The organism is Pseudomonas glycinis (genome assembly GCF_054871425.1).
Window position 1 is genome coordinate 466,235 of the sequence record NZ_JBTYHF010000001.1, and the last position, 23,063, is coordinate 489,297.

Here is a 23,063-nt window from a genome sequence, read left to right on the forward strand (position 1 = left end):
TAAGGGCTGATCTGCTTTTAACTTGCGGCTTGTGTCTTGCTGCATGCACTGAGGCCTTATAGAGGCCGCAAGGAAAACCCGATCCGCTTTTACTTGCAGCTTGCAGCTTGAAGCTCACAACTGCTCCGCAGGAGCCCCCATGTCGTTAAGCGTGTTCGACCTGTTCAAGATTGGCATCGGTCCCTCCAGTTCCCACACCGTCGGCCCGATGCGCGCCGCTGCGCGTTTCGCCGAAGGGCTGCGCCGGGAAAACCTGCTGACCAGCACCGCCAGCGTGCGTGTCGAGCTCTACGGTTCGCTCGGCGCTACCGGTAAAGGACACGGCAGCGACAAAGCCGTGCTGCTCGGCCTCGAAGGCGAACATCCGGACACTGTCGACACCGAAACCGTCGCCGCGCGCCTGCAAGAAATTCGCGGCAATGGCCGACTGAATCTGCTCGGTGAACACAGCATCGCGTTCAACGAGAAAGAACATCTGGCGATGATCCGCAAACCGTTGGCCTATCACCCCAACGGCATGATCTTTCGCGCCTTCGACGCAGCGGGGATTCAGATCCGCAGTCGCGAGTACTACTCGGTCGGCGGTGGTTTTGTTGTCGATGAAGATGCCGCCGGTGCCGATCGCATCGTCGAAGACGCCACGCCACTGACCTTTCCGTTCAAAAGTGCCAAGGATTTGCTCGGTCATTGCGCCACCTATGGCCTGTCGATCAGCCAGGTGATGCTGACCAATGAAAGCGCCTGGCGCCCGGAAGCGGAAACCAGTGCCGGCCTGCTGAAAATCTGGCAGGTGATGCAGGACTGCGTTGCCGCTGGTTGCCGTAACGAAGGCATTTTGCCGGGCGGCTTGAAGGTCAAGCGCCGTGCGGCAGCGCTGCACCGGCAACTGTGCAAGAACCCGGAATCGGCGCTGCGCGATCCGCTGTCGGTGCTCGACTGGGTCAATCTTTATGCACTGGCGGTCAACGAAGAAAACGCCAACGGCGGGCGCGTGGTCACTGCGCCCACCAATGGCGCGGCGGGGATCATTCCGGCGGTGCTGCATTACTACATGCGTTTTATCCCCGGCGCGAATGACGACGGCGTCGTGCGTTTTCTGCTGACCGCTGCCGCGATCGGCATTCTTTACAAGGAAAACGCTTCGATCTCCGGCGCCGAAGTCGGTTGTCAGGGTGAAGTCGGCGTGGCCTGCTCAATGGCGGCCGGCGCTCTGTGCGAAGTGCTCGGCGGCAGCGTGCAACAAGTCGAGAACGCCGCGGAAATCGGCATGGAACACAACCTCGGCCTGACCTGCGACCCGATCGGCGGCCTGGTACAAGTCCCGTGCATCGAGCGCAATGCGATGGGTTCGGTGAAAGCCATCAATGCCGTGCGCATGGCCATGCGTGGTGACGGTCAGCATTTCGTCTCCCTCGACAAAGTCATCCGCACCATGCGCCAGACCGGCGCCGACATGAAAAGCAAATACAAGGAAACCGCCCGCGGCGGCCTGGCGGTCAACATTATCGAATGCTGATTACGAACTCAGCCAAACGTAACTAGCTCCCTCTCCCTCCGGGAGAGGGCTGGGGTGAGGGGCTCTTGATCTTGCCTCTCACCCGCAACCCAAATTCAAAGGAGCCATGCATGTCCACCGAACAACTCTCGAAAACCCCGCTACACGCACTGCACCTCGAACTCGGCGCGCGGATGGTGCCGTTCGCCGGCTACGACATGCCCGTGCAATACCCGCTCGGCGTGATGAAAGAACACCAGCACACCCGTGAGCAAGCCGGGTTGTTCGACGTCTCGCACATGGGCCAGATTCGCCTGACCGGCGCCAATGCGGCCAAAGCCCTGGAAACCCTGGTGCCGGTGGACATCATCGACCTGCCGGTGGGCATGCAGCGTTATGCGATGTTCACCAACGAAAGCGGCGGCATCCTCGATGACCTGATGGTTGCCAACCTCGGTAACGACGAGTTGTTCCTGGTGGTCAACGCCGCGTGCAAGGATCAGGATCTCGCGCATCTGCAAAAACACATCGGCGATCAGTGCACCATTACGGCGCTGTTCGAAGAGCGCGCCCTGCTCGCCCTGCAAGGTCCGGCAGCCGTCACAGTGCTGGCGCGTCTTGCGCCGGACGTGGCGAAGATGACGTTCATGCAGTTCAACCGTGTGTCGTTGCTGGGCGTGGACTGCTTTGTCAGCCGTTCGGGCTACACCGGTGAAGACGGTTTCGAAATCTCGGTACCGGCCGCTGAAGCGGAGAAACTAGCCCGCGCCCTGCTCGCCGAGCCAGAGGTCCAGGCCATCGGCCTTGGCGCCCGCGACTCGCTGCGTCTGGAAGCCGGCCTGTGCCTGTACGGCCATGATATGAACACCGAGACCACACCGATCGAAGCCAGCCTCCTGTGGGCGATCTCCAAGCCCCGCCGCGCCGATGGCGCACGGGCCGGGGGCTTCCCGGGCGCCGAGCAAATTTTCGCGCAGCAACAAAATGGCGTGGCACGCAAACGCGTCGGCCTGCTGCCGCAGGAGCGCACCCCGGTGCGTGAAGGCGCAGAAATCGTCAACGAGGCCGGCGAGATCATCGGCAGCGTCTGCAGCGGTGGCTTTGGTCCGACTTTGGGCGGGCCATTGGCGATGGGTTACCTCGACAACGCTTACGTCGCACTCGATACACCCGTGTGGGCCATCGTCCGTGGGAAAAAGGTGCAAATGCTTGTAAGCAAAATGCCATTTGTTCCACAACGCTACTATCGCGGTTGATCGACTGTTTCTATAAGTAACGCGATTGCGTTAAACGTGCACTAATGTGTAACGCAATCGCCATAAAACAGTGCGTTTTCTAACATCCGTTTCGAATATGAACGTTGCTTATAACGCTTGCTGAAAAAAGAACCAGACAATCGTCTAAGACTGAACTAGTTTGCTGACGAACTGCCATGAAGAGCAGTAAAACCGGGGCCTTCCCAGGGCTTGTTTTTTCTCCCGTAGTTGGCGTAGAGTTTGTCCACTGTGTTTGCATGGGTCAGCTTGGAATCGTGACCTGGGCAGTAGCCTACAAGTTAGCTACATCCCGCTCGACGTCTTCTTACTCCTTGCAACCAGCTCCAGTACTCTTTCATGTGAAAGGGGCTGTCATCAATTTATGCGTCAAAGGAAATAAGAAATGTCCACACGTCAGAGCGGTACCGTCAAGTGGTTTAACGACGAGAAAGGTTTTGGTTTTATCACTCCAGAAAGCGGTCCGGATCTGTTCGTACATTTCCGCGCCATTCAGGGCAACGGCTTCAAGAGCCTGAAAGAAGGCCAGAAAGTGACTTTCGTCGCTGTGCAAGGCCAGAAAGGCATGCAGGCTGACGAAGTACAAGCAGAAGCCTGATCTTCTGGTACGAAAAAGCCCCTGATATTGATATCAGGGGCTTTTTTGTGCGCGCTAATCCGTAAAATGGCGCTTCCATTCACGCCTTGAGGCTGCCATGTCGAAACACCTGCTCACGCCGCAAGGGGACTTTCCTCCCGTTGCTCTCGGTCGTCGTCTGGCGGCGATGTTCTACGACTTCCTGCTGTGCACCGCTCTGCTGATCGTCACCGGATTCATCTACAAGTTGATCCAGGCCGCGATCATTGGCGAAGAACGGCTGCGGGTGATGACCGACGCCGGCCAGCTCGATGGTGATCCGCTGTATTCCACGGTGCTGCTGTTGGTATTGTTCGGCTTCTTCGCCAAGTTCTGGACCCATGGCGGGCAGACACTGGGCATGCAGGTGTGGGGCATCCGCGTGCAGAACGCCAACGGCACGGCCATCAGCCTTTGGCAGGCGCTGTTGCGCTTTATGGTGTCGATCGCGTCGTGGTTGTGTATCGGGTTGGGTTTCTTCTGGTCGCTGTTCGACAAGCAGAAGCGCACCTGGCATGACATCTATTCGGATACCCGTGTGGTGCGAATCCCTAAGAAGAGCAAATAATTTCCATACTCAAGAGTCGGCCTGTGGTGAGGGGATTTATCCCCGTTGGGTGGCGAAGCCGCCCCAAAATCAACCACCGCGGCGTATCAGACACACCGCGTGCGTTGCTTAACGACTGCTACGCAGCCGAACGGGGATAAATCCCCTCACCACAGGACTCACTTCTACAAAGGGTACTCAGGCGTTACCGGCCAGCTTCATCCGCGCTGCCTGGGTGAAGTCGAGCATGCGCTTCAACGGGCGAATCGCCTGGGGAATCAGCGCCGGATCGACAAAGATCTCGTTGGTGCCTTCCTTCAAACTCTTGAGCGTGCGCTCAAGGGTGTTCATGGCCATCCACGGGCAATGTGCGCAACTGCGGCACGCCGCGCCGTTACCGGCGGTAGGCGCTTCGATGAAGACCTTGTCCGGGCACAGCTGCTGCATCTTGTAGAAGATGCCACGGTCGGTGGCGACGATCAGGGTCTTGTTCGGCAGGCTTTGCGCGGCGGCGATCAACTGACTGGTAGAACCGACCGCGTCCGCCAGCTCGATCACCGAAGTCGGCGACTCGGGATGTACCAGAATCGCTGCGTCCGGGTACAGCGCCTTCATGTCTTCGAGCTGCTTGGACTTGAACTCTTCGTGGACGATGCAGGCACCGTCCCAAAGCAGCATGTCGGCACCGGTCTTGCGCTGAATGTAAGTGCCCAGGTGCTTGTCCGGGCCCCAGATGATCGTCTCGCCGTTGTCCATCAGGCTTTCGACGATCTCCAGTGCGCAGCTCGAAGTCACCACCCAGTCAGCCCGAGCCTTCACGGCGGCGGAAGTGTTGGCATACACCACCACGGTACGTTCCGGGTGCTGGTCGCAGAACGCCGAGAACTCATCGACCGGGCATCCCAGGTCCAGCGAGCAGGTCGCCTCCAGAGTTGGCATCAGCACGCGTTTTTCCGGATTGAGAATTTTTGCCGTCTCGCCCATGAACTTGACGCCGGCGACCACCACGGTCTTGGCCGGATGGGCGTTGCCGAAGCGGGCCATTTCCAGGGAGTCGGAAACACAGCCGCCGGTTTCTTCGGCCAGGGCCTGAATCACCGGATCGCAATAGAAGTGGGCGACCAGCACCGCGTCCTGAGCCCTGAGCTCGGCGGCGATGGCGGAACGGTAATAAGCCTCCTCTTCTGCCGTCAGCGGTTTCGGCTGTTTGGCGTCGAGGTGGGCTTGAACCAGAAGGCGTTCGGAAATCTGCGTCATGTTCGCAAGACCTGCAGGCGCATTCGCGCGAAAGTCGAGTATACACCCGGCTCCGGACCACTAGAGGGTACCGCCGGGAGAGTGAGTATCATCAGGCACGGGACAGCGTTGAAGCTGCGCAAGGCTACAGAATATCCCGTTGATACAAAAGATGATTCTGACCTGCGTCAGGTGTGGCCGCGCTGAAACATCGAACGCCCGAATCGCAGGCAAAAAAAAACCCGGAAATCCTCACTTTCGTGGGCCTTCCGGATTTTCTAAACCGCCAAATATGGTGGGTCGTGTGGGATTCGAACCTACGACCAATTGGTTAAAAGCCAACTGCTCTACCAACTGAGCTAACGACCCGCTGTGTGGTGGCGCGTATAATACTGATTTTTAAGGACTATTCAACACCTTTTTTGAAAAAGATCAAAAATAAGGGGTTGGATCGCTTACACCCGCCGCAGCAAAGCCTTCAGCGCGCAGGCGGCAGCTGTCGCATTTGCCGCAAGCGCGGCCTTCATCGTCTGCCTGATAGCAGGAAACCGTCAGACCGTAATCAACGCCGAGCTTAACGCCGGCCTGAACGATCTGCGCTTTGCTCAGGTTCTGCAGCGGCGCCTGGATGCGGAAGCCATTGCCTTCCACGCCAGCCTTGGTCGCCAGATTGGCCATGCGCTCGAACGATTCGATGAACTCGGGACGGCAATCCGGGTAGCCGGAATAATCCACTGCATTGACGCCGATGAAGATGTCGCGGGCGCCGAGCACTTCGGCCCAACCCAATGCCAACGACAGGAACACCGTGTTGCGCGCCGGCACGTAAGTCACCGGAATGCCTTCGCCCAGCTCTTCCGGAATGTCGATGCTGGTGTCGGTCAGCGCCGAGCCGCCCATGCCATTGAGGTTCAGCCCGATGACCTTGTGCTCGACCACACCCAGATCGCGAGCCACCCGGGCGGCGGCATGCAATTCGGCATGGGACCGCTGGCCGTAATCGAAGCTCATGGTGTAGCAGGCGTAGCCTTCGGCGCGTGCCATCGCCACGACGGTGGCCGAGTCGAGGCCGCCGGACAGCAAAATGACTGCACGTTTTTCAGTGGTGTTCAGTTGTTCAGTCATCTCAGCGCCCCGGCTCGTCGTTCCAAAGATATTTATGCAGCTGCAATTGCAGGCGTACCGGCAGGTTATCCGCCACTACCCAGTCCGCCAGTTCCCGAGCATTCAGGTCGTGGTGACTCGGCGAAAACAGTACTTCGCCGGCGCGCTGGTCGAGACCGTACTGGATCAGCTTGGAGACCGCCCAGTCGTAGTCTTCCCGCGAGCAGATGACAAACTTCACCTGATCGTTGCGGGTCAGCAGTTCGATGTTCTCGTAACGGTTTCGGTGGGCTTCTTTCGAGCCCGGCGTTTTCAGATCGACGACGCGACTGACACGCGGATCGACAGCGGATACGTCTAGGGCGCCGCTGGTTTCCAGCGACACCTCGTAGCCGGCATCACACAACCGCTCAAGCAAAGGAATGGCATTCGGCTGAGCCAACGGCTCACCGCCGGTGACACAAACGTAGCGCGGACGATATCCGGCCACTTGCTCAAGGATGTCGTCGAGGGTGCGGACGGTGCCGCCGCTGAACGCGTAAGCGCTATCGCAGTACTGGCAACGCAACGGGCAACCGGTCAGGCGCACGAAAACCGTGGGCAGCCCGGCAGTCCGAGTTTCACCCTGCAAGGAGTAGAAAACTTCGGTAATTCTCAATGTGTCTTGCATAGTCGCCACGGGCGTAACAGCTAAACAGGCTGTCCGCCTCCGTCAGGCACTTCAGGCAATCCCGCCAACGCGTAGACCACAAGAAGCGTGTTTCAGAAAAAGGGCGTGAATTCTAACGAAAAAACCCGCGACAAGCGCGGGTTTCTTCAAAACACGGATGAACAGGCTTACATGCGCTGTAAATCACGCTGGGCCAGCTGCGCGGCGGAAGTGCCCGGATATTGGGACACCACCTGCTGCAGAATGCCTTTGACCTTGTCGGTGTGACCGAGGCGGCGCTCTACGTCAGCCAGCTTGTACAGCGAGTCCGGCACTTTGTTGTGCTTGGGATACAGCTGCGAAACCTTGGCAAAGGCCTGACCTGCACCTTGCAGATCACCCTTGGCCAGGTTCACTTCGCCCAACCAGTACTGGGCGTTGCCCGCGTATTGGCTGTTGGGGTATTTGCGCAGGAAAGCGGCGAAGGCCTGGCTGGCCTTGTCGAAATCCTTGGCTTTGATCAGGTCGAAAGCGGCATCGTAATACAGCTTTTCCTTGGCCGGATCAGCCGGTTCGCTACCCGCGGCAGGTGCCTGGGCTGCCGCAGCAGCACCCGCGCCTGCGGCAGCACCGGCAGCAGCACTTGCATCGCCACCGGCAGAAGAATTCTCGGGAGTCGCGGCTGGTGCAACGCCGGATCCTATGCGCCGATCAAGATCCTGGTATCGCTCCAGGGATTCCTGCTTCATGCGCGAAACCTGATTCTGCAGTTCTTCGATCACGCCCTGTTGGCGCGAGATCTGATCCTGCATCTGTTGCAATTGGTTGAACAGCATGCCTTGTGCCGAGGCAGGGGCCGAAGCCGCTCCCCCGGCATAGGCGCCGTTCGTACCGTAACCCGCAGGCGGATAACTGCTCCCGCTATTGTTATAACCGGAGTTGTCATCGACCACAGGAACCGCAGCCCACGCCGCAAGCGGCGCGAGGCTGAGAGCCAGAACAGTTACAGCACGACGGCACGTTCGCATATCGAATTACTTACGCAGTTCGACGCGACGGTTCTGGGCCCAGGACTGCTCGTCGTTGCCGGTAGCAACTGGACGCTCTTCGCCGTAGGAAACCAGTTCCAGCTGAGCTGGGGAAACACCTTGCAGTACCAGGTAGCGCTGAACGGCTTTCGCACGACGCTCGCCCAGTGCCATGTTGTACTCACGAGTACCACGTTCGTCGGTGTTGCCTTCCAGAACAACGCGAGCGCCGTTTGCTTTCAGGTCTTTGGCGTGAACGTCCAGAGCGCGCATGGCTTCTGGCTTCAGGTCCGAGCTGTCGTATTCGAAGTAGAAGGTGGTGATTGCGCGCAGAGCAGCTTCTTCGCTCAGGGAACCGTCAACGGCACCAGTGTTTGCGCCGTAACCAGCGTTTGGATCAACAGCGCCTTCACCGGCGTTGTCGCCGCCTTTGGACGAGCAACCTACAGCTACAGCCATGGCCAGAGCCAGCGCAGCAAATTTACCAAACTTCAGCATTTCCATCGTGAAACTCCTAATGAACCCCAGTGTGTTAAGTAAAACGTGTAGCGCCCGCTCACTTCAGGTAAGGGGACCAGGACGGTTCTCTGACTTCGCCTTGAGCGGTAGGAAGCGGGAGCCTCACGCGCCCATTAATGGACACGAGCATCAAGACTCCCCGGCCCTGTTGGCGGGTGGCGTAGATTACCATGGTGCCGTTGGGCGCAACAGTAGGTGACTCGTCCAGAGTGCTATCAGTGAGGATCTTTACACTACCCCGCTGCAGATCCTGAGCTGCCACCTTGAAATTGGTGAAGCCATCCTGACGATGGATCATCACCAAAGTCTTTTCATCAGCCGAAAGTTTCGGGTTGGCGTTGTAGTTGCCCACGAACGTCACACGCTCGGCACCACCGCCACCGACGCTGGTTTTATAGATTTGCGGCTTGCCGCCACGGTCCGAGGTGAAATAGATGGTCGAGCCATCCTTGCCCCAGAACGGTTCGGTATTGATGCCCTGGCCATTGGTTACGCGGCTGATCTGACGCGAACCGAGGTTCATTACGTAGATGTCCGGGTTACCGTCTTTCGACAGCACGAACGCCAGGCGATTGCCGTCCGGCGACCAGGCTGGCGCGCCGTTGAGGCCTTCGAAGTTGGTGATCTGCTCACGGCGACCGGTGTCGATGTTCTGCATGAAGATGCGCGGACGCTTCTGCTCGAACGACACGTAGGCGATACGCTTGCCGTCTGGTGCAAAACGCGGCGACAGGATCGGCTCGCGCGATTGCAGCAGAGTCACTGCGCGGGCACCGTCATAGTCGGAGCGCTGGAGGGTGTAACGGGTGTTCTTCTCGGAGAAACGCTCGGCCGTCACGTACAGCAGGCGCGTCGAGAAGGCACCTTCAATGCCGGTCAGCTTCTGGAACGACTGATCGGAGATGAAGTGCGCCATGTCACGGATCTGGTCGGTCGTACCGGAAACACTGCCGTCCGCCACTTTCTGCTCGGTGGCGACGTTGAACAGTGCCCACTGCACCTGCAGGCGACCGCCCGCTGGAGCGATGCTGCCGACCATCATGTACTGAGCACCCACCGCCTTCCAGTCACGGAAGATGATTTCGCTCGGCTGGCTTGGCTGGCTGATCATGTTGGCTTTCGGAATCGGCGAGTAATAGCCCGAGTTGCGCAAATCGTTGCCAATGATTTCAGCCATGTCATCCGGCAGCACGGCACCGCCCTGCATGCCGAACGGTACGACGGCGATCGGAGTGGCCCGGTCGCTGCCGCTGGTGACCAGAATGTTCTTTTCATCTGCCGCCGCGATCCCTGCCATGCAGCAGATCACGACCAGCATTCCTCGAAGAAGGTTTCTCACAAGGCTAGATCCTCAGGTGTGAATGTCATCTTGAATGAACGATACGGAGCGAAATCGCTCGGCTTCATTCCCTGCATTTCTGTCAAACGTCCAATATTCTTCACTGCCGCGACTGCCGAAGCATCGAACGGACCGTCACCGCTGGACTTGGCCACGCTGACCGAAGTCACCGTGCCGTCCGGCAACATGCCGATTTGCAGCACGACCGTCATGCCTTTGCGCGCCGAAGGAGGACGAGCCCAGCCTTCCGCTGCGCGAGCGCGAATCAGGTCATCGAAACTGCCGGCAACCTCGTCACCCTGCTCATCGGCCAGGGCCTGCTGACGCTGCGGCGTGTCGGAAAGCAGATCTGCCAGGGCCTGGGCCTTTTTGTCTTCGGCAGATTTGCGTGCCGCTTCCTGCGCTTTCTTCTTCGCAGCATCGGCAGCAGCTTTCTTCTTCGCGTCTTCGGCGACTTTCTTCTTCGCCTCTTCAGCTTCAGCTTTCTTCTTGGCGTCTTCGGCGGCTTTCTTCTTCGCGTCTTCGACGATCTTCTTCTTGGCTTCTTCGGCAGCGGCTTTCTTCGCCTCTTCCTCAGCAGCCTTCTTCGCTTCGTCTTCGGCCTTCTTCTTGGCTATATCAGCCAATTGTTTCTCTTCGGCCTTTTTCGCTTCGGCTTTCTTCGCGTCGTCGGCTTTCTTGGCTTCATCAGCCTTTTTCGCTTCGTCCGCTTTCTTCGCCTCGTCGGCCTTCTTGGCTTCCTCGGCCTTTTGAGCCGCTTCCTCTTTCTTTTGTTCCGCCGCCTTCACCGCTTCCTGCTCGATCTTTTTCTGTTCCATCTGTTCGACTTCGGTCTGGCGCGCGGCGGATTTCTTCGCCTCACCCGCAATCTTCTGATTGGTCTGGGTGGTCGCCTGACTTTTCGATTTCAGCTGGTATAGAGTCGCCTGGACAATCGGCTTGGCCGGCGGCAGTTCGGGCGTGAAGGCAAAACTGACGAACAGCATGCCGAACACCAGCACGTGCAGGACGATTGCCAGAACACTAGGCCAGAAGTAGCTTTCCGAGGCGGACGGCTCTCGCTGTTGCTGCATCAGGGGGCCTCGGTAATCAGACCAACGTTACCGACCCCGGCTTTCTGCAACCCGCCCATGGCACCCATGACGGCGCCGTAGTCGACAGTCTTGTCACCACGAATGAACACCTGGGTGCGTTTGCCGCCCTCGGTGCCGGCGCGGATGATCTTGGTCACCGCGTCAGTCATCTGTGGCAGGGTCATGGCCCTGTCCTGTTGCTTCTCGGTGTCGACTTCGCTGCCAAGGTTCCAGTAGTAGGTCTTGTCAGCCTTGATCGAAATGGTCAGGACCTGGGTGTTGTTGTCCTGCGGCAAGGCTTCGCTGGAAACCTTGGGCAGATCAACTTTCACGCCCTGATTGAGCATCGGCGCGGTCACCATGAAGATGACCAGCAGCACCAACATCACGTCGATGTAGGGCACCACGTTCATCTCGGCGACCGGCTTGCGCTTTTTGCGAGCTCGAGCGATTAAAGCCATCGGGAAATACCTGCTTATTCTTCGCTGGTGTGCACTTTGCGGTGCAGGATCGCCTGGAATTCATCGGCGAAGGTGTAGTAGCGGCCCAGCAAGGTTTCGCTGCGCGCAGCAAAACGGTTGTAAGCGATGACCGCCGGGATCGCAGCGAACAGGCCGATCGCGGTGGCGATCAGGGCTTCGGCGATACCCGGAGCAACGGTGGCGAGGGTCGCTTGCTGAGCGCTGGCCAGACCGCGGAAGGAGTTCATGATCCCCCACACGGTACCGAACAGACCGATGTACGGGCTGACCGAACCGACGGTGGCGAGGAACGGCAGGCTCTGCTCGAGCTTCTCTTCTTCGCGCGAGATGGCCACGCGCATGGCACGGGCGACACCTTCCATCACGGCTTCAGGATCGACACCTGGCTGCTGCCGCAGACGGGAGAATTCCTTGAAACCGGCACGAAAGATCTGCTCCACGCCCGAATCCGGATCAGGGTTGCTGCCAGCCTGACGGTACAGTTTGGACAGGTCGATACCGGACCAGAAGCGCTCTTCGAAGCTCTCCAGGGCGCGTCGACCGGCACGCAGCAAGTTGCTGCGCTGAAAGATCATGATCCATGAGGTCACCGATGCGGCCACCAGGGTCAACATTACCAACTGCACCACGATGCTGGCATTGCTGACCAGGCTCCACATGGAGGAATGGTCGACGACGTTAGCTTCCACGCTTTATCTCCTGCTTTGAGTGTGTACCCGGGCCGACCGCGTCGGCGAAGGCCGCACGCAGGTCTTCGGGAAGGGCCCGGGGTTTCAAACTGTCGGTGCGCACGCAGGCCACCAAAAACTGCCCTTCGCAGAGCAGCACATTATCCGTGGCCCGCCTGACCTGCTGTTTGAAGCGCAGGCTGGCACGGTTCAATTCGATTACATCAGCGCTTACCAGCAATTCGTCGTCCAGTCGCGCCGGCGCGTGGTAGCGCGCTTCGCTGGAATGCACGACGAACAACAGGTCCTCTCCGGCAAGCACAGATTGGGCAAAGCCCAGTTTCCGTAGCCGCTCGGTTCGAGCCCGTTCCATAAACTTGAGGTAATTAACGTAATACACGATGCCGCCCGCATCGGTGTCCTCGTAATAAACGCGACAACGATGTGCGAACGGCTCAAGCCCGTTTTGCGCGCGCATACTCTAGTGCTTACTCCTCAGGTTGCCAATCCGGCCAGACAACTGTTTTTCGTGGTTTCAAAGCTTTAACGCAAAAGTACCGTCGTCTGACAGTACAAACCCTGAATAAATCACCAACAAATGTGTATCAATCGTCGACGGCGTCGAGAAACTCGTCTGCCACGGGCATCTCGCCCATGCGTGACGGAACATTCAAACCGAAATGCAAATAGGCATGCCGCGTCACCACCCTGCCCCGTGGCGTGCGCATGATATAGCCCTGCTGGATCAGATACGGTTCGAGCACGTCTTCAATGGTGTGGCGTTCTTCACTGATCGCCGCCGCCAGACTGTCGATACCGACCGGGCCGCCGTCGAACTTCTCGATCATGGTCAGCAGCAGGCGTCGATCCTGATGATCGAAACCGTGCTCGTCGACATCCAGCAGGTTCAGCGCCAGATCCGCCACCGCTTTGGTGATGTGACCCTTGGCGCGGACTTCGGCAAAGTCGCGCACCCGTCGCAGCAGACGGTTGGCAATTCGCGGCGTGCCACGGGCGCGACGGGCGATCTCGAACGAACCTTCCGGGTCCAGCGGCAGACCGAGAATCGCCGCCGAACGACTGACGATGGTTGCCAGATCCGCTGTGCTGTAGAACTCCAGGCGCTGGACGATACCGAAGCGATCACGCAGCGGATTGGTCAGCATGCCGGCGCGGGTGGTGGCGCCGACCAGAGTGAACGGCGGCAGATCGAGTTTGATCGAACGCGCCGCCGGCCCCTCGCCAATCATGATGTCGAGCTGGAAATCTTCCATCGCCGGGTACAGCACTTCTTCAACGATCGGCGACAGACGATGGATTTCGTCGATGAACAACACGTCGTGCGGCTCAAGATTGGTCAGCAACGCGGCCAGATCACCCGGGCGTTCCAGCACTGGCCCGGAGGTGCTCTTGATCGACACACCCATTTCCTGGGCAATGATGTTGGCCAGCGTGGTCTTGCCCAGCCCCGGTGGGCCAAAGATCAGGGTGTGATCGAGGGATTCACTGCGGCCACGGGCAGCCTGGATGAACAGCTCCATCTGCTCGCGCACGGTCGGCTGGCCAATGTAGTCGGCCAGGCTGACCGGGCGGATGGCCCGGTCCTGGACTTCTTCGCGCTCGCGCGGGCTGTGCGCGGCGGCGATCAGACGATCAGCTTCAATCACTTAAATCATTCCCTTCAGAGCGCGGCGGATCAGGTCTTCGCTGCTCAGGTTCTTGTCTTTGATCGCGGAAATCGCCTTGCTCGCTTCCTGCGGCTTGTAGCCCAACGAGATCAACGCGCTGACCGCATCGGTCTCGGCGCTGTTGACCGGCGCCGGGCCGTCCGGCTGATTCGGCACCAGCGCGAACATCGCCGGCGAGGTTTCCCAGGCCTTGAAGCGATCTTTCAATTCCACCAGCAGACGCTCGGCGGTCTTCTTGCCAACCCCCGGCACCTTGGTCAACGCCGAAGTGTCCTGAGACTGCACGCAGCGCACCAGCTCATCGACTTCCAGGCTCGACATCAACGCCAGCGCCAGTTTCGGTCCGACGCCGTTGAGCCGGATCAGCTCGCGAAAGAAGTCTCGCTCACGCTTGCCGGCAAAACCATAGAGCAATTGCGCATCTTCGCGTACGACCAAATGGGTGTGCAGGGTCAGCGGTTCACCGACCGACGGCAACCGATAAAGCGTGGTCATCGGCACTTCCACCTCATAGCCGAGGCCATTGACATCGAGAATCAGGTGCGGCGGCTGTTTCTCAGCCAGGGTGCCGCGCAAGCGTCCAATCACGTTTTGAATCCTTGAGCGCTGGCCAGCCGTGGGCTGGCGACGATTGAAGGTGGCTTGCGCGCCGGCAACACAGGCACCGCAAAGCCACTTTCAGGAAAATTGATGCTGATGCTATCAGAGACGCAGGCGCCCGCCACGACTGCGTGCGGTTCCCAGCCCGTGCGGCAGCAGGCTTGAGCGCGTGTGCGCATGGCAAATGGCGATCGCGAGGGCGTCGGAGGCGTCGATCTGCGGCTTGCTGGTCAACTTGAGCATGTGCATGACCATCATCTGCACCTGCTCCTTATTGGCCGCACCGGTGCCGACGACGGCCTGTTTGACTTGCGTGGCGGTGTACTCGGCGATTTCCAGACACTCTTCGGCGCCGGCGACAATCGCAGCGCCCCGCGCCTGTCCGAGCTTCAGCGCCGAGTCGGCGTTTTTCGCCATGAACACCTTTTCGATGCCCATGGTCACCGGGCCGTAGGTCTTGATGATTTCGCGCACGCCGCGATAGACGATCTGCAGACGTTCATGCAGCTCGCCGGAGCCGGTGCGAATGCAGCCCGAGGCCACATAGATGCAGCCGCCGCGCCCGGTATCGCGAACGATCCCGTAACCGGTGATGCGTGAACCGGGGTCGATACCAAGAATTAGAGTCATAACGCCTGCAGATTCATAAAACGATTTACCTGACAGCCAATAGCAAATGTGGGAGCGAGCCTGCTCGCGAAGGCGGTATGTCAGCAGATACAGGTGCTGAATGACACACCGCTTTCGCGAGCAGGCTCGCTCCCACAGGGAAGACTAGTCGCTTATCAGCCAAGCTGAGCGGCGACGTCTTCCGGGATGTCCGCATTGGAGTAGACGTTCTGCACGTCATCCAGATCCTCAAGCATGTCGATCAGCTTGAGCACCTTCTCCGCCCCTTCCAGATCCAGCTCGGCGCTGGTGGTCGGCTGCATGACGATTTCCGCATCATCGCCCTTGAACCCGGCCGCTTCCAGCGCGTTGCGCACCGCATAGAAACCGGTGAACGAGGTGAACACATCGATCGAACCGTCGTCGTGGGTGACCACGTCATCAGCATCGGCTTCCAGCGCCGCTTCGGTCAGTGCGTCTTCATCGACACCCGGGGCGAAACTGATCTGGCCCTTGCGCTCGAACAGATAGGCCACCGAACCGTCGGTGCCGAGGTTGCCGCCACACTTGCTGAACGCGTGACGCACCGCTGCGGCGGTACGGTTGCGGTTGTCAGTCATGCACTCGACCATCACCGCCACACCGCCCGGGCCGTAGCCTTCATAGGTCAGCTCTTCAACGTTGTCCGCTTCAGTGGCGCCGGCACCGCGCGCGACGGCACGGTCAATGATGTCGCGACTCATGTTGGCGCTCAACGCCTTGTCCAGAGCCAGACGCAGACGCGGGTTGGAACCCGGATCACCGCCACCCTGACGGGCCGCAACGGTCAGTTCACGGATCCACTTGGTGAAGATCTTGCCCCTCTTGGCATCCTGACGTTCTTTGCGGTGCTTGATGTTTGCCCACTTGGAATGACCTGCCATAACTTGCTCCGAATGCTCTTTGAAACCTTGCCCGCCCCGCCGAGGCAGCGGCCGGCAATTGAAAAATTCGACCTGAGAAAGAAAAAAGGCGCATCCGAAGATGCGCCTTCAGGCCCGTCTTACTCAGCCTTTGGCGTTTCGCGCAGGCGAATATGCAGCTCGCGCAATGCCTTGGCATCCACTACGCCCGGGGCCTGCGTCATCACGTCGGCAGCACTCTGGGTTTTCGGGAAGGCGATCACTTCACGGATCGACTGGGCGCCGGTCATCAGCATCACCAGACGGTCCAGACCGAAGGCCAGACCACCGTGCGGCGGTGCACCGTACTTCAGCGCGTCGAGCAGGAAGCCGAACTTCTCTTCCTGTTCCGCTTCGTTGATGCCCAGCAGGCGGAATACCGCTTGCTGCATTTCCTTGCGGTGGATACGGATCGAACCGCCGCCCAGCTCGGTGCCGTTCAACACCATGTCGTACGCACGGGACAGTGCGCCGGCCGGGTTGGCTTCGAGTTCCTGCGGGGTGCACTTCGGTGCAGTGAACGGGTGGTGCAACGCCGAGAAGCTGCCGTCGTCGTTCTCTTCGAACATCGGGAAGTCGACGACCCACATTGGCGCCCACTCGCAGGTCAGCAGCTTCAGGTCGTGACCGAGTTTGATACGCAGCGCGCCCAGGGCTTCGCTGACGATCTTGGCCTTGTCGGCACCGAAGAACACGATGTCGCCATCGACTGCGCCAACGCGATCAAGGATCACGTTGAGCTTGTCTTCAGGGATGTTTTTCACGATCGGCGATTGCAGGCCTTCAACACCGGCAGCACGCTCGTTGACCTTGATGTACGCCAGGCCCTTGGCACCGTAGATGCCGACGAACTTGGTGTAGTCGTCGATCTGTTTGCGCGGCATGCTCGCCCCGCCTGGAACGCGCAGTGCGGCGATGCGGCACTTCGGATCGTTGGCCGGGCCGCTGAAGACCTTGAATTCGACTTCCTTGAGCTGGTCGGCAACGTCGACCAGTTCCAGCGGAATACGCAGGTCCGGCTTGTCCGAACCGTAGCGGCGCATGGCTTCTTCGAAGGTCATGTGCGGGAATTCGCCGAATTCCAGGTTCAGCACTTCCTTGAACAGGTTGCGGATCATCTGCTCGGTCAGGCCCATGATCTCTTTTTCATCGAGGAAGCTGGTCTCGATGTCGATCTGGGTGAATTCCGGCTGGCGGTCGGCACGCAGGTCTTCGTCACGGAAGCATTTGGCGATCTGGTAGTAACGGTCGAAGCCGGCCACCATCAGCAGTTGCTTGAACAGCTGCGGCGATTGCGGCAGGGCGAAGAACGAACCGGCGTGGGTACGGCTCGGCACCAGATAGTCACGCGCACCTTCCGGAGTGGCCCGGGTCAGGATTGGCGTTTCGACGTCGAGGAAGCCGTTCTCGTCGAGGAAGCGACGGATGCTGGTGGTCATGCGTGAACGCAGACGCAGCTTCTCGGCCATTTCCGGACGACGCAGATCGAGGAAGCGATAGCGCAGGCGGGTTTCTTCGCCGACGTCGGAGAACTCGTTGAGCGGGAACGGCGGGGTTTCCGACTCGTTCAGCACTTCCAGTTCATAACCGAGCACTTCGATCATGCCCGAAGCCATGTTGGCGTTGGTCGCGCCGGCCGGACGCAGACGCACCTTGCCGGTGATCTTCACGACGTATTCGCTGCGCACGCGATCGGCAGCGGCGAAGCTCTCGGCGCGATCCGGGTCGAACACCACCTGGGCCAGACCATCACGATCACGGATGTCGAGGAAAATCACCCCGCCGTGGTCGCGGCGACGGTGAACCCATCCGCAAAGGGTAATTTCCTGGCCTTCCAGGCTTTCGTTCAGTTGGCCGCAATAGTGGCTGCGCATCATGGTGTGGTTCGCTTCTCGTAATTCGAAATTCGGTGGAGATCCCGCCGCCATCAAGCAAGGCGGCAACTCACGCGTGTCGTTCGTTCAGGGTTTGAACCCTAGTCAGCTTTGTCGCCACCGGCCAGATTCTTCTTGGCTCCGGTCTTGAAGTCGGTCTCGTACCAACCGTTGCCGCTGAGGCGAAAACCCGGCATGGACAGCTGCTTCTTCAGTTCGGGCGCCTGGCAGGCAGGGCAATCGACCAACGGTGCGTCGCTGATCTTCTGAATGGCTTCCAACTGATGACCACAGGAAGCACATTGGTAATCGTACATTGGCATGGAGGTGTCTCGGCGATCAGATTGCTGCCGCGCGCAGGGCTTTGCGGCGAAAGCGCGGGATTATATCGATTAAATGCAGGCTGTGCAGCCGTAACGCTGCACAGCCTGCAACCTCGTTGCAACCGCCGTTTCAGCGCGAAACGGCGGGTGCGAGATCTTTGATCCCGTTCATGACACAAACCACCCGTACCAGCGCACTGAAATTCTTCACCCCGCCATAACGCAGATGCACCTCGCGATCGACGTGGGATAACAGTGTGCTGACCGAACAATGATTGTCCTCGGCCATGCCGCCGAGAATATTCCAGTAGACCTGCTCCAGGCGCAGGCAGGTCGCAAAACCGTTGAGGCGAATCGACCGCGACAGCGGCCGGATCAGATTCATGTCGAACTCGCTGACAAACGGGTCGACTTTAATTACGTGCCGCGAAGCCGACATCCTGTCGCTTCGCCTGTCTCCTTCTACCATAGCGTTGACACTCCTTTGCCATGACTGCTGATTTATAAGGCAACATCCTGCGCCCTCATAAAAACCCAGTGACAAAGTTAGCGCCATACGACTTGTTGACCAGCCTCGTAGGATAAGCCAACGACAACGGTAAGAGTCTGGAGAGCATGCGGACGACCTCACGTCGTCCGCAGCGGCCGGGTCATTCCTCGAGCAGCGCGCGCAGCATCCACGCAGTTTTCTCGTGCACTTGCATGCGCTGGGTCAGCAGGTCAGCGGTCGGCTCGTCGCTGACCTTGTCCAGCAGCGGGAAAATGCCGCGCGCGGTACGCGTCACCGCTTCCTGGCCTTCGACCAATTGCTTGATCATGTCTTCGGCGCTCGGCACACCGACTTCTTCTTTAATAGAAGAAAGACGCGCGTAGGTCGCGTAGGCACCCGGCGCCGGGAAGCCCAACGCACGGATACGCTCGGCGATCGAATCGACGGCCAGCGCCAGCTCGTTGTATTGCTCTTCGAACATCAGGTGCAGCGTGCGGAACATCGGGCCGGTGACGTTCCAGTGAAAGTTATGGGTTTTCAGATACAGCACATAGGTGTCCGACAGCAGTCGCGACAGCCCTTCGACGATGGATTTGCGGTCTTCTTCACTGATACCGATATCAATTGCCATGCTTACCCCCTAACAGTGATTGAATTCATCCAGCAGGTTCAGCCCCACTTTAGCAAGGCAAGCGCCCGCTCGCAGCTATCAATCCGTGATCTGACTGCGACAAATCGACCGTTTCTCTGCCGCTGGCCGGGCTGATTTGAGTAGCCGCAGGCTTTGCTGTTAAATAGGCAGTGTGTCGCCATGCCCTATTTTCCGGGGCGTTGCGCATAGGCTGATGCCGTGTACGTGTCCACCGCCTCTTATTTTGTCCTGAAGCGAACCGTGCGCCTTCAGCTCTTCCTTGTGAGCCGTCATAACGTGAGCCAATCAAAATGTTGAAAATCGTCCACCTGCTAATGGGCGCAGCAGCCTTGCTGCTGTCGTTCATACCCAGCCTGAAAGCCGAAGCCGTTCCTTACCTGCAACAGCCCGATGCACTTTACCTGGCCTTTTTCGGCCTGCTGAACCTGGTCATCGCTCCAGTGATTCCCTACTGGAACAAAGGCCCGCGCCAGCATCTGCAAAATCTGGTCAGCGCCCTTCTGGTACTGACTGTCGTCCTGCAAACTTTGACCCTGATCGCGCCGATGCCGGTCATCGCTGGCCAGCCGGCGGTGTTGTTCAGCCTGGTGATCGCTCTGGTTGCCGTGCTTCTGCATTTGGCCGTGAGCTTCTACAAATCGTCACCGGCCGCTGCGCCGACCACCTATGACATGAGCAATCGCGATACCGGCACCGTGAAGTGGTTCAACACTTCCAAGGGTTTCGGGTTTATCTCCCGGGATTCCGGTGATGATATTTTCGTGCACTTTCGCGCCATTCGTGGCGAAGGCCACCGTGTTCTGGTCGAAGGCCAGCGCGTCGAGTTCTCGGTGATGAACCGCGACAAGGGCCTGCAAGCCGAGGACGTGATCGCCGCTCTGCCGCGTCGCTGATCCAAAGCAAAAAAAACCGCGAACAGCTTGGCTGTTCGCGGTTTTTTTATGCCTGCCGAATGACTCAATAATGCGGCGGTGGCGCATCTTCTTCAAAAGCACCGAACTGCCCGACCATTTCTTCGTGACGCTTGATCAGCGCCTCCATCTGCAATTGCAGGCGCTCGATGACTCTCTGCTGGGCCACCAGCACATCGTTCAAAGCCTGAATGGTGTCATCCTGAAAGGCCAGACGGCTTTCCAGATCGGTTACGCGCTCTTCAAGGCTCATGACTCAGCCCTCCACAAAGGTAAATTCTTCGGTCAGCACCAGACGCAAGCGCTCGCGAATGGCTGCTACCTGTTCCGCGCTGTACGGCTTGGCCGGGTGCCTGCCCCAGACCGGCGCCGGCCAGGCGGCGTCATCGCGTTTACGCACAATGACATGCATGTGCAACTGACTGACAACGTTACCCAGGGTTGCCACGTTCAGCTTGTCGGCGTCGAACGAATCCTTGAGTAACTCGGCAAGGGTGGTGGTTTCCCGCCATAGCTGTTGCTGATCGGCGACATCCAACTGACACAACTCGCTGATATCCTCGCGACGAGGTACCAGGATGAACCAAGGGTAATTGCTGTCGTTGGACAGCAACAGCCGGCACAACGGAAAGTCGCCGATGACCAGGGCGTCCTGTTGAAGTTGTGAATCCAAAGCAAACACTGTGAGCACTCCCGCTGATCCTATGACTCAGCTTAGCGGCGGCGCCGTAAAAGCAGCGCGCCAAGCGACAGAACGGCAGCATACCTGCGAATGCAGCGGGCTTCACGCTTCCCTCCGACAGTAATTCAGTAAGCGCGCCGACATAAGACATTTATCTCGCCGACGCACCAATACAGCCCCGGACATGAGCCTTGACGTGAAGATCCGCATGAAAACCCCTGATCTGTCGACCCTCGAATCGGGCGGCGCCAGTTTTACTCGGGCCCGATTGTGATTTTTTTGCACCAAAACTGCACAACACGTCTACGCTCAGTGGGTCGGGCATCCGCCAAATACTCAATGCGGGGTGAACCGGTAACGTTTTTGGTTGTCCTGCGCGGCTTTGGTGCGTTGCAACACCATTGGGGGATCGTCGTCAAGCCCGTAACAAAACAGCCCCGAGACCCCGTTTTCACAAGGTTTTCACATCTGAGAGCTGCACACAGAAAAATAACCGCAGCGTTTTTGCGGTTTGTGCACGCTTGTTGCATTCGTAACGGTATGGACTATAAGCGCACCACTGGAAGTGGTCGCCTGAAGCCAATAAAAACAGTGGCAGGGTTGCCCGATGGAGATTCAAGTGTTTTGCCAGGGACTCTTTTTTAGCGATGCAAAAAGGCCCGGAAACAGCGATAAAGTTGTCAGCCCGGTTGCATCGGTACTGTGGATTTGCGACATCCAGCGCTCCTTCTGCGACAACGCCGTAAAGAAGCTGAAAGGTTGATTTCGCAAGTATCGCCAACAATGTCGGCGTGATATAAGTTTGCGCCGACACAAAAAGAAAGAGCCGCCCAGATAATAAAACAGGTGGGACGGCAGTACTCTTCTAAAAACCAAAGGAGCAAATCACGATGCGCGTGATGAAGTGGAGCATGATCGCCCTGGCTGTTGCAGCAGGCACCTCGCAGTTCGCAATGGCGTCTTCTCAGGATGAAGCCAAAGGTTTCCTGGAAGATCAGAGCCTGAAACTGAAGACTCGTTTCGAATACATGAACCGCGACTACAAAAATGGCGCGGGCAACGTTTCCAACGGTGACGGCACTTTCAAAAGTGGCTATCGCCAGGATAGCGGTCTCAGCCAACTGCTGACTTACGAGTCGGGCTTCACTCAAGGCACCGTAGGCTTCGGTCTCGACGCCATGGCCATGGGTTCGGTAAAACTGGACGGCGGTTCGGGTCGTCGTGGTAACGGCTTGTTCGCCAACGACAGCGATGGCAACCCTGAGAAATCCCAGGGCAAGGTCGGCGGCGCAGTCAAATTCCGTGTATCCGACACCGTTCTGAAATACGGTCAGCAATTCGTTGCCAGCCCGGTTTTCGCCACTGACGACAGCCGTCTGCTGCCAGAAGTCGCCACCGGTACCCTGATCACTTCCAAAGAGATCAAAGGCCTGGAACTGAGCGCAGGTCGCTTCACAGCGCTGAGCAAGCAGACCGGCATGGGCCGCGACAGCATCGCCGGTCTGCCGGATGAAGATGGCAATGGCGGCAAAGGCCTGACCAGCATCAACATCTTCGGTGCCAGCTACGCCTTCACAGACAATTTCACCGGTGCATTGGCTGCTTCCGACGCTGAAGACTACTTCAAGAAGTACTACGTCAACCTCAACTACACCTTGCCGATCAACGACGAGCAGTCGCTGAACTTCGACTTCAACGGTTACCACACCAAAGGCGACAAACGCGGCGACTTGGTCAGTGCAATTGGCGACGAGACCGACGACAACGATACCCGTGGCGTAGACAACAACCTGTGGTCCTTGGCAGCAGCTTACAGCTTGGGCGCCCACAAGTTCACCGTTGCTTACCAGCAGTCGAGCGGCGACAACGCTTACTACTATGGTGTTGACGGCAACAGTACAATTTTCGTGGCCAACTCCATCCAGATTTCCGACTTCGTGGGCCGCGAAGAAAAATCGTGGCAGGCTCGCTATGACCTGAACATGAAGACTTACGGCGTACCTGGCCTGAGCTTCATGACCCGTTATGTGATGGGTGACAACATCAAGACCAACGGTCTGGGTGAAGGTAAAGAGAACGAGTGGAACGCCGAGTCCAAGTACGTGGTTCAGGAAGGTCCGGCCAAAGACCTGTCGTTCCGTCTGCGTTACGCCATGTACCGCTCCAACGGTGCCTACAGCGGTTACTCGTCTGATAACAACGACACCCGTCTGATCATCGAGTACCCACTGAACATCCTCTAATAAGGATGCGAAGCTGACGT

The 23,063-nt window shown here is 58.5% G+C and carries 27 protein-coding genes and 1 tRNA gene; 6 read left to right on the plus strand and 22 right to left on the minus strand.

The window, feature by feature from the left end; genetic code table 11:
• Positions 1 to 139: 139 nt before the first annotated feature.
• From ACYSTU_RS02105 to ACYSTU_RS02120, 4 genes are all read left to right on the plus strand, one after another.
• Complete coding sequence (locus tag ACYSTU_RS02105; protein WP_498995566.1) at positions 140 to 1,516, plus strand: L-serine ammonia-lyase; 1,377 nt, start codon at positions 140 to 142, stop codon at positions 1,514 to 1,516.
• A 110-nt stretch (positions 1,517 to 1,626) separates the two neighbouring features.
• Positions 1,627 to 2,751: a glycine cleavage system aminomethyltransferase GcvT gene (gcvT, locus tag ACYSTU_RS02110; RefSeq protein WP_264365676.1), complete on the plus strand. Its 1,125-nt coding sequence runs from the start codon at positions 1,627 to 1,629 to the stop codon at positions 2,749 to 2,751.
• A gap of 403 nt (positions 2,752 to 3,154) precedes the next feature.
• Positions 3,155 to 3,367 (plus strand): cold-shock protein, encoded by a 213-nt coding sequence (locus ACYSTU_RS02115; RefSeq protein ID WP_003227496.1) that lies wholly within the window; start codon positions 3,155 to 3,157, stop codon positions 3,365 to 3,367.
• 97 nt (positions 3,368 to 3,464) lie between these two features.
• Positions 3,465 to 3,953: an RDD family protein gene (locus ACYSTU_RS02120; protein ID WP_016773510.1), complete on the plus strand. Its 489-nt coding sequence runs from the start codon at positions 3,465 to 3,467 to the stop codon at positions 3,951 to 3,953.
• A 177-nt stretch (positions 3,954 to 4,130) separates the two neighbouring features.
• On the opposite strand, the gene nadA is transcribed toward ACYSTU_RS02120, so the two are convergent.
• The 19 genes from nadA to ACYSTU_RS02215 form a co-directional block, all read right to left on the minus strand.
• A complete protein-coding gene (gene nadA / locus ACYSTU_RS02125; RefSeq protein ID WP_024014083.1) occupies positions 4,131 to 5,189 on the minus strand; it encodes a quinolinate synthase NadA in 1,059 nt (352 codons plus the stop codon).
• Between the two features lie 272 nt (positions 5,190 to 5,461).
• Positions 5,462 to 5,537, minus strand: a tRNA-Lys gene (locus ACYSTU_RS02130).
• A gap of 63 nt (positions 5,538 to 5,600) precedes the next feature.
• Positions 5,601 to 6,293, minus strand: a complete 693-nt coding sequence (gene queC / locus ACYSTU_RS02135) for a 7-cyano-7-deazaguanine synthase QueC (protein WP_217878729.1) — start codon at positions 6,291 to 6,293, stop codon at positions 5,601 to 5,603.
• A gap of 1 nt (position 6,294) precedes the next feature.
• Positions 6,295 to 6,942, minus strand: a complete 648-nt coding sequence (gene queE, locus ACYSTU_RS02140; RefSeq protein WP_016770671.1) for a 7-carboxy-7-deazaguanine synthase QueE — start codon at positions 6,940 to 6,942, stop codon at positions 6,295 to 6,297.
• Positions 6,943 to 7,109: 167 nt separating this feature from the next.
• Positions 7,110 to 7,949, minus strand: a complete 840-nt coding sequence (gene ybgF, locus ACYSTU_RS02145; protein ID WP_024014085.1) for a tol-pal system protein YbgF — start codon at positions 7,947 to 7,949, stop codon at positions 7,110 to 7,112.
• Between the two features lie 6 nt (positions 7,950 to 7,955).
• The gene (gene pal, locus ACYSTU_RS02150; RefSeq protein WP_003178634.1) at positions 7,956 to 8,453 is read right to left on the minus strand and encodes a peptidoglycan-associated lipoprotein Pal; all 498 of its coding nucleotides are present in this window, start codon (positions 8,451 to 8,453) and stop codon (positions 7,956 to 7,958) included.
• A 52-nt stretch (positions 8,454 to 8,505) separates the two neighbouring features.
• Positions 8,506 to 9,786, minus strand: a complete 1,281-nt coding sequence (gene tolB / locus ACYSTU_RS02155; RefSeq protein WP_016773506.1) for a Tol-Pal system beta propeller repeat protein TolB — start codon at positions 9,784 to 9,786, stop codon at positions 8,506 to 8,508.
• Between the two features lie 17 nt (positions 9,787 to 9,803).
• Entirely contained in the window at positions 9,804 to 10,880 is a 1,077-nt protein-coding gene (tolA, locus tag ACYSTU_RS02160; protein WP_016773505.1) for a cell envelope integrity protein TolA, read from the minus strand.
• The gene (gene tolR, locus ACYSTU_RS02165; protein WP_160767866.1) at positions 10,880 to 11,332 is read right to left on the minus strand and encodes a protein TolR; all 453 of its coding nucleotides are present in this window, start codon (positions 11,330 to 11,332) and stop codon (positions 10,880 to 10,882) included. The genes tolA and tolR overlap by 1 nt, the downstream gene beginning before the upstream one ends.
• A 23-nt stretch (positions 11,333 to 11,355) precedes the next feature.
• Positions 11,356 to 12,051, minus strand: a complete 696-nt coding sequence (gene tolQ, locus ACYSTU_RS02170; RefSeq protein ID WP_008080223.1) for a protein TolQ — start codon at positions 12,049 to 12,051, stop codon at positions 11,356 to 11,358.
• Positions 12,041 to 12,508 carry a tol-pal system-associated acyl-CoA thioesterase gene (gene ybgC, locus ACYSTU_RS02175; protein WP_016773503.1) on the minus strand — a complete coding sequence of 156 codons (468 nt, stop codon included), beginning with the start codon at positions 12,506 to 12,508 and terminating at the stop codon, positions 12,041 to 12,043. Before ybgC ends, tolQ begins: the two co-directional genes overlap by 11 nt.
• Before the next feature lie 127 nt (positions 12,509 to 12,635).
• Entirely contained in the window at positions 12,636 to 13,697 is a 1,062-nt protein-coding gene (ruvB, locus tag ACYSTU_RS02180; RefSeq protein WP_024014087.1) for a Holliday junction branch migration DNA helicase RuvB, read from the minus strand.
• Complete coding sequence (gene ruvA, locus ACYSTU_RS02185) at positions 13,698 to 14,306, minus strand: Holliday junction branch migration protein RuvA (RefSeq protein ID WP_024014088.1); 609 nt, start codon at positions 14,304 to 14,306, stop codon at positions 13,698 to 13,700.
• Positions 14,307 to 14,420: 114 nt separating this feature from the next.
• Positions 14,421 to 14,948: a crossover junction endodeoxyribonuclease RuvC gene (gene ruvC / locus ACYSTU_RS02190; protein WP_016773501.1), complete on the minus strand. Its 528-nt coding sequence runs from the start codon at positions 14,946 to 14,948 to the stop codon at positions 14,421 to 14,423.
• A 155-nt stretch (positions 14,949 to 15,103) separates the two neighbouring features.
• Entirely contained in the window at positions 15,104 to 15,850 is a 747-nt protein-coding gene (locus tag ACYSTU_RS02195; protein ID WP_076563942.1) for a YebC/PmpR family DNA-binding transcriptional regulator, read from the minus strand.
• Between the two features lie 119 nt (positions 15,851 to 15,969).
• On the minus strand, positions 15,970 to 17,745 hold the full coding sequence (gene aspS / locus ACYSTU_RS02200) for an aspartate--tRNA ligase (protein WP_039758189.1): 1,776 nt from the start codon (positions 17,743 to 17,745) through the stop codon (positions 15,970 to 15,972).
• A 98-nt stretch (positions 17,746 to 17,843) separates the two neighbouring features.
• Entirely contained in the window at positions 17,844 to 18,065 is a 222-nt protein-coding gene (locus ACYSTU_RS02205) for an FmdB family zinc ribbon protein (RefSeq protein ID WP_016773499.1), read from the minus strand.
• Positions 18,066 to 18,195: 130 nt separating this feature from the next.
• Complete coding sequence (locus ACYSTU_RS02210; protein WP_038861040.1) at positions 18,196 to 18,534, minus strand: ribbon-helix-helix domain-containing protein; 339 nt, start codon at positions 18,532 to 18,534, stop codon at positions 18,196 to 18,198.
• 181 nt (positions 18,535 to 18,715) lie between these two features.
• Positions 18,716 to 19,186, minus strand: a complete 471-nt coding sequence (locus ACYSTU_RS02215) for a Dps family protein (RefSeq protein WP_016773497.1) — start codon at positions 19,184 to 19,186, stop codon at positions 18,716 to 18,718.
• A gap of 311 nt (positions 19,187 to 19,497) precedes the next feature.
• Here ACYSTU_RS02215 and ACYSTU_RS02220 point away from each other — a divergent pair, with 311 nt between their 5' ends.
• A complete protein-coding gene (locus tag ACYSTU_RS02220; RefSeq protein ID WP_016773496.1) occupies positions 19,498 to 20,100 on the plus strand; it encodes a cold-shock protein in 603 nt (200 codons plus the stop codon).
• A gap of 64 nt (positions 20,101 to 20,164) precedes the next feature.
• Here the strand turns inward: ACYSTU_RS02220 and ACYSTU_RS02225 are convergent, their stop codons facing one another.
• The 3 genes from ACYSTU_RS02225 to ACYSTU_RS02235 form a co-directional block, all read right to left on the minus strand.
• A complete protein-coding gene (locus tag ACYSTU_RS02225; protein ID WP_016773495.1) occupies positions 20,165 to 20,371 on the minus strand; it encodes a SlyX family protein in 207 nt (68 codons plus the stop codon).
• Between the two features lie 3 nt (positions 20,372 to 20,374).
• A complete protein-coding gene (locus ACYSTU_RS02230; RefSeq protein ID WP_498995607.1) occupies positions 20,375 to 20,800 on the minus strand; it encodes an HIT family protein in 426 nt (141 codons plus the stop codon).
• 451 nt (positions 20,801 to 21,251) lie between these two features.
• Positions 21,252 to 21,614, minus strand: a complete 363-nt coding sequence (locus ACYSTU_RS02235; protein ID WP_185757830.1) for a hypothetical protein — start codon at positions 21,612 to 21,614, stop codon at positions 21,252 to 21,254.
• Positions 21,615 to 21,690: 76 nt separating this feature from the next.
• On the opposite strand from ACYSTU_RS02235, the gene ACYSTU_RS02240 reads away from it, so the two are divergent.
• Positions 21,691 to 23,043: an OprD family porin gene (locus tag ACYSTU_RS02240; RefSeq protein ID WP_056787902.1), complete on the plus strand. Its 1,353-nt coding sequence runs from the start codon at positions 21,691 to 21,693 to the stop codon at positions 23,041 to 23,043.
• The last annotated feature ends 20 nt before the right edge of the window (positions 23,044 to 23,063 follow it).

Bases quoted from the DNA above. Each gene is read 5' to 3' on its own strand.
- ACYSTU_RS02105 (WP_498995566.1), top strand. From the start codon at position 140: ATGTCGTTAAGCGTGTTCGACCTGTTCAAGATTGGCATCGGTCCCTCC.
- gcvT (WP_264365676.1), top strand. From the start codon at position 1,627: ATGTCCACCGAACAACTCTCGAAAACCCCGCTACACGCACTGCACCTC.
- ACYSTU_RS02115 (WP_003227496.1), top strand. From the start codon at position 3,155: ATGTCCACACGTCAGAGCGGTACCGTCAAGTGGTTTAACGACGAGAAA.
- ACYSTU_RS02120 (WP_016773510.1), top strand. From the start codon at position 3,465: ATGTCGAAACACCTGCTCACGCCGCAAGGGGACTTTCCTCCCGTTGCT.
- nadA (WP_024014083.1), bottom strand. From the start codon at position 5,189: ATGACGCAGATTTCCGAACGCCTTCTGGTTCAAGCCCACCTCGACGCC.
- queC (WP_217878729.1), bottom strand. From the start codon at position 6,293: ATGACTGAACAACTGAACACCACTGAAAAACGTGCAGTCATTTTGCTG.
- queE (WP_016770671.1), bottom strand. From the start codon at position 6,942: ATGCAAGACACATTGAGAATTACCGAAGTTTTCTACTCCTTGCAGGGT.
- ybgF (WP_024014085.1), bottom strand. From the start codon at position 7,949: ATGCGAACGTGCCGTCGTGCTGTAACTGTTCTGGCTCTCAGCCTCGCG.
- pal (WP_003178634.1), bottom strand. From the start codon at position 8,453: ATGGAAATGCTGAAGTTTGGTAAATTTGCTGCGCTGGCTCTGGCCATG.
- tolB (WP_016773506.1), bottom strand. From the start codon at position 9,786: ATGCTGGTCGTGATCTGCTGCATGGCAGGGATCGCGGCGGCAGATGAA.
- tolA (WP_016773505.1), bottom strand. From the start codon at position 10,880: ATGCAGCAACAGCGAGAGCCGTCCGCCTCGGAAAGCTACTTCTGGCCT.
- ybgC (WP_016773503.1), bottom strand. From the start codon at position 12,508: ATGCGCGCGCAAAACGGGCTTGAGCCGTTCGCACATCGTTGTCGCGTT.
- ruvC (WP_016773501.1), bottom strand. From the start codon at position 14,948: ATGACTCTAATTCTTGGTATCGACCCCGGTTCACGCATCACCGGTTAC.
- ACYSTU_RS02195 (WP_076563942.1), bottom strand. From the start codon at position 15,850: ATGGCAGGTCATTCCAAGTGGGCAAACATCAAGCACCGCAAAGAACGT.
- aspS (WP_039758189.1), bottom strand. From the start codon at position 17,745: ATGATGCGCAGCCACTATTGCGGCCAACTGAACGAAAGCCTGGAAGGC.
- ACYSTU_RS02205 (WP_016773499.1), bottom strand. From the start codon at position 18,065: ATGCCAATGTACGATTACCAATGTGCTTCCTGTGGTCATCAGTTGGAA.
- ACYSTU_RS02210 (WP_038861040.1), bottom strand. From the start codon at position 18,534: ATGGTAGAAGGAGACAGGCGAAGCGACAGGATGTCGGCTTCGCGGCAC.
- ACYSTU_RS02215 (WP_016773497.1), bottom strand. From the start codon at position 19,186: ATGGCAATTGATATCGGTATCAGTGAAGAAGACCGCAAATCCATCGTC.
- ACYSTU_RS02220 (WP_016773496.1), top strand. From the start codon at position 19,498: ATGTTGAAAATCGTCCACCTGCTAATGGGCGCAGCAGCCTTGCTGCTG.
- ACYSTU_RS02225 (WP_016773495.1), bottom strand. From the start codon at position 20,371: ATGAGCCTTGAAGAGCGCGTAACCGATCTGGAAAGCCGTCTGGCCTTT.
- ACYSTU_RS02240 (WP_056787902.1), top strand. From the start codon at position 21,691: ATGCGCGTGATGAAGTGGAGCATGATCGCCCTGGCTGTTGCAGCAGGC.